The sequence below is a fragment of the Butyricicoccus sp. genome, assembly GCF_050872565.1.
In the GTDB taxonomy this organism is placed as follows: Bacteria; Bacillota; Clostridia; order Oscillospirales; family Butyricicoccaceae; genus Butyricicoccus_A.
The window spans coordinates 1-4,496 of the sequence record NZ_JBNMHC010000184.1; the positions used below are offsets into that span (position 1 = coordinate 1).

Here is a 4,496-nt window from a genome sequence, read left to right on the forward strand (position 1 = left end):
ACGCTGTTTCGCATTATGACACAGCTGATTTCGTCCAACGGCGGTACCATGAGCGCAGATGACGGAAAAAAATCTCTCTCCATTGGGTATCTGCCGCAAAAATTCGGCGCCTTTCGCACGCTGACTGCTCGCGAGCAGCTGCTGTATTTTGCTAAGCTCAAGCAGCGCAAGCATGATGGAATCCAGTGGGAACAAGAGGTTGACCGCGCCTTGGAGCTTACCAATTTGACCAACGAGAAAGATAAAAAGTGCGGCAAATTGTCCGGCGGCATGGTACGGCGTCTGGGCATCGCACAGGCCATCTTGGGCAAACCGGATTTGATTTTGCTGGATGAACCGACCGTCGGATTGGACATTGAAGAGCGTGCTCGGTTAAAAGATGTGCTGCTGCAGCTGCGCGGCACTTGCCCCATGATGATTTCCAGCCACATCGCGGAAGATATTGCTTCAACCTGTTTGAAAACCATTGTGCTGGACAAGGGAAAGGTGATTTATTCCGGAGAAGTGGAGAAACTGACACAGTTTGCACAGAACCATGTGTGGAAATTGTCCGAGCAGGATTATAATAAGCATTTTCGCGCGTTTAAACAAATCGGTCATGTAGAAGATCGAGATGGAACACGCTGGCTTAAGGCTCTCTCTTTGGAAGAACAGCTGCCGGAAGATGTTCTTGCGCAGCCAATCGTTCCACAGCTGGAAGATGGGTATCTGTATTTGCTTGCAAAGGAGAAATCCGTATGAAACAAGTCTTTGCTTTGCTTGTGTATCCGAAACGGCAGATATTGGTGCGGCAGGGAATCTCTATTGCACTGGTGTATGTGTTTTTGCTGCCGTATCAGATGCATTATCTGCAAACATGGGGAGAAATGACAGCCTCCAGAGAAATTTTTAAAACCGATCAGATGTTTCTGCCGTTGCTGCTGTTGTGGTCGCTGTTTCAATTTTTCTTGCCGGTCTATCAATCCGGTACGAAGGAGGTTTTGCAGTCTCTGCGTCATCCGGTTACCTCTGCGGCAGTACTGCTCATGCTGCTGCAGCAAGTGATGTATGTGCCGCTATATATTTGGACATATGTATCGCTGCCGCATTTTTCGTATATTTCCGGCATTTTAGTGTTCCAGTTGGTGAGTACGGCAATTCTTTTTGCAGCAGCCTTACAGCTATTTGCATCTCCGGTTATCAATATGGGCGTCGGAATAGCCTATATTGGTCTCTCGGCACCGATGGCGGAAAGCTTTATTCCGCTGCTGTTCCGCCCGAATCGTATGCTGGATGGCTTTACGTTGGAGTATTGGGTTATCTATGGCGGAATTTTGTGCCTTCTTGTGGTATTTCTCGCTGTAAAATATCAGTTAGGTAAACCAAAACAAGCAATATAAAAAGCAGGCAGGGACATTTGTCTCTGCCTGCTTGTACATCTATACATTATAATGTATAAAACTTATTCATACAGCGGGAACTGCTTGGTCAGTGCCAAAACACGAGAGGAAATCTCGTCTTTCTTCGCCTCATAATCAAAGATGCAATCGGCAATGCAGTCAGCGATAATCTTCATCTCAGCTGTGCCCATGCCGCGCGTTGTGACAGCTGGCGTACCCAGACGGACGCCGGATGTGATAAACGGGCTGCGCTTTTCGCCCGGTACGGTATTTTTGTTCGCTGTAATATGGACAGAATCCAGACGGGCTTCCAGATCCTTGCCGGTGCAAGTCTCATCGGTCAAATCCACGAGCAGCAGATGATTGTCTGTGCCGCCGGAGACCAGCTTGACGCCCCGCGCTTGCAGCTGCTCTGCCATAGCCTTTGCGTTTTCAACGATGCGGCGCGCATAGGTCTGAAATTCCGGCTTGAGTGCTTCTCCGAAGCATACGGCCTTTGCTGCAATCACATGCTCCAGCGGGCCGCCCTGTGTACCCGGGAATACGGCGGAATTGATACGTTTTGCCAAAATCGCATTATTGGTCAGAATCAGACCGCCGCGCGGACCACGCAGCGTCTTGTGCGTTGTTGTCGTGACGACATCGGCGTAAGGAACTGGATTCTGATGCTGTCCGGCGGCAACAAGACCGGCAATGTGTGCCATATCTACCATGAGATATGCACCGTATCCATGGGCAATCTCTGCCATTTTTTCAAAATCAATGGCGCGCGGATACGCGGAAGCACCGGCGACAATCAGCTTCGGACGATGCTTTTTCACAGCCTTTTCCAATTCCTTGTAGTCGATCAAACCCTCGTCATTGACACCGTAAGAGACAAAATGGTAGTTCTTACCCGACATATTGACCGGTGAACCGTGGCTTAGATGACCGCCCTGCGATAGATCCATACCCATCACCGTATCGCCCAGATTGAGCAGAGCAAAATACACAGCAAGGTTTGCCTGCGCACCGGAATGCGGCTGAACATTGGCATACTTCGCGCCAAACAGCTTGCAGGCACGCTCAATAGCCAGCGTTTCCACCTTGTCTATAAACTGACAGCCGCCGTAGTAACGCTTTCCCGGAAGACCTTCGGCATACTTGTTGGTCAGTACACTGCCCATCGCGGCCATAACGGCAGGGGAGACGATGTTTTCGCTGGCAATCAGTTCGATATTTTCGCGCTGACGTCCCAATTCTTCCTGCATGAAGCCGCCAAGTTCGGGATCAACGGTAGAAATCATACCAATGGAATCGATCATTTCGCTGTACATGTAAATACCTCCATAATGTTTGAATAAAAATGAAAAAACAGAGACACAGGCACCTGATATACTCAGATGTCTGTGTCTCTGTTCATGAACCTGAAAGATTCTTTCTCAACGGAGAAATTGCTTCTTCGGTGTCCCCATTGACTTTCCAGAGTGCTGTCCAAAAACGGTCCTGTTTGCCTGAGAGTTTTGTGCCCCTTCGGCGCTGCATGATTGCAGGCTCTCCCGTCTTCTTCGTCCAGCGTTTCGCTTTTATGCATGATACCTAACGCGGTATCTGTTTGATTTCACTTTAGCACGAACAAAATAAAATTGCAAGAAAAAACAGGATGAAATTCATGAAAAAACCAAGATTTTTGCACGATGCGCATGAATGATGCAAGAATATGCAAATTATTTATGCATGTTGCCTATTTACAAGACGGAGAAAATTTCGATATAATGCATGGCGTAGAGCAACGGGGCTTGACACAAAAACGTGTCGAGCCTCATTTTTTTATCTTATTTTTGCGAAGTGTATTACTACTCATTACACTTTTGGGTAAAAGCGAACTTCTCATATGTTTTTTCAAAGGCGAGAAAACGACTCTCGCTTTTGTTGCCGAAATAGATAACCTCTCGCTCATTTTTCTGCGGCAGCAGTTGATGATAGATTTGGCAGCCGACACCATTTGTCGGAAAAAACATCACGAAGGAGAACGAATATGTTAGAAACTTTTTCCAATCTAATCGCACGAATAGACGGATACGTGTGGGGACCTGTGATGCTGGTCATTCTGGTGGGCACAGGCGTATATCTCACACTGCGTACCAAATTTTTGGTCTGGCGCAATTTGCCTTTTTCCATTCACTCTACGTTGTCAAAAGAAGCTCGTCAGACAGATGGCGGCTCCGGTGATGTATCACCATTCGCTTCCCTGTGTACAGCACTAGCGGCAACCATTGGCACGGGCAACATTGCGGGTGTTGCATCTGCTCTGGTAGCAGGCGGCCCCGGTGCCTTGGTCTGGATGTGGATTTCTGCCGGATTCGGCATCACATCGAAATTTACAGAGTGTGCGCTGGCGGCAAAATATCGCATCTACAACGAAAAGGGAGAAGTTCTTGGCGGCTCAATGGTATCCATGGAGCGCGGCATTCCTGAAGTATACGGCAAAAAAGCAGTAAAGCCAGCAAAGATTCTTGCTATCTTGTTTGCAACATTTGCTGTCGGTGCTTCGTTTGGCATCGGAAACCTGACACAGGGCAATTCCATTGCGGCAGCATTTCATTCTGTTTGCGGCGCACCGATGGTTGTTGTCGGAATTATCGTCGGTATTGCGACATTTTCCATTGTTCTCGGCGGCTTAAAGACCATCTCTAAGGTATCGTCTTTCTTGGTGCCGATTATGGCAGTTCTGTATTTTGTCAGTGCCTTGATTGTTGTTCTGGCACATATCACTGCCGTTCCGGCCGCCTTGATTACGATGTTCCGCATGGCATTTTCCGTCAAGGCAGTCGGCGGCGGTATCGCTGGAAGCGTTGTCGCCTCTATGATGCAGGCAATGAGCAAGGGCGTTGCTCGTGGATGTTTTTCCAACGAAGCTGGCATGGGTTCTGCGGCATTTACCGCAGCTGCTGCAACAACAGATAATCACGTGCGCCAGGGCTATATCAGCGGAACGGGTACGTTCTGGGATACATTTATCGTATGCTCGATTACCGGACTGGCTATTTTGACTTCCGGCGTGATGAATCAGGCGATTGTCAACGGTGAAGTTGTTTTGACAGGTGCCAACTTGACAATTGCAGCATTTGAGACAAC

4 protein-coding genes and 2 riboswitches are annotated in these 4,496 nt (G+C 48.4%); of the genes, 3 read left to right on the forward strand and 1 reads right to left on the reverse strand.

Features of this window, described 5'->3' with window-relative positions; genetic code table 11:
- Both ACR0P9_RS08165 and ACR0P9_RS08170 read left to right on the forward strand, forming a co-directional pair.
- On the forward strand, positions 1–741 hold a 741-nt coding region (locus ACR0P9_RS08165), incomplete at its 5' end, for an ATP-binding cassette domain-containing protein (protein ID WP_432619075.1).
- Complete coding sequence (locus ACR0P9_RS08170; protein ID WP_432619077.1) at positions 738–1,379, forward strand: hypothetical protein; 642 nt, start codon at positions 738–740, stop codon at positions 1,377–1,379. The genes ACR0P9_RS08165 and ACR0P9_RS08170, both read left to right, overlap by 4 nt.
- Before the next feature lie 62 nt (positions 1,380–1,441).
- Here the strand turns inward: ACR0P9_RS08170 and glyA are convergent, their stop codons facing one another.
- Entirely contained in the window at positions 1,442–2,695 is a 1,254-nt protein-coding gene (glyA, locus tag ACR0P9_RS08175; protein WP_432619079.1) for a serine hydroxymethyltransferase, read from the reverse strand.
- 76 nt (positions 2,696–2,771) lie between these two features.
- A riboswitch (glycine riboswitch) is annotated at positions 2,772–2,846 on the reverse strand.
- 3 nt (positions 2,847–2,849) lie between these two features.
- A riboswitch (glycine riboswitch) is annotated at positions 2,850–2,930 on the reverse strand.
- Positions 2,931–3,396: 466 nt separating this feature from the next.
- Between glyA and ACR0P9_RS08180 the strand changes: the two genes are divergently transcribed.
- Positions 3,397–4,496: alanine/glycine:cation symporter family protein (locus ACR0P9_RS08180; RefSeq protein WP_432619081.1), on the forward strand; the 1,100-nt coding region annotated here is incomplete at its 3' end.

Excerpts from the sequence above, each read along its gene's own strand:
- ACR0P9_RS08170 (WP_432619077.1), top strand. The coding sequence starts at position 738 with ATGAAACAAGTCTTTGCTTTGCTTGTGTATCCGAAACGGCAGATATTG.
- glyA (WP_432619079.1), bottom strand. The coding sequence starts at position 2,695 with ATGTACAGCGAAATGATCGATTCCATTGGTATGATTTCTACCGTTGAT.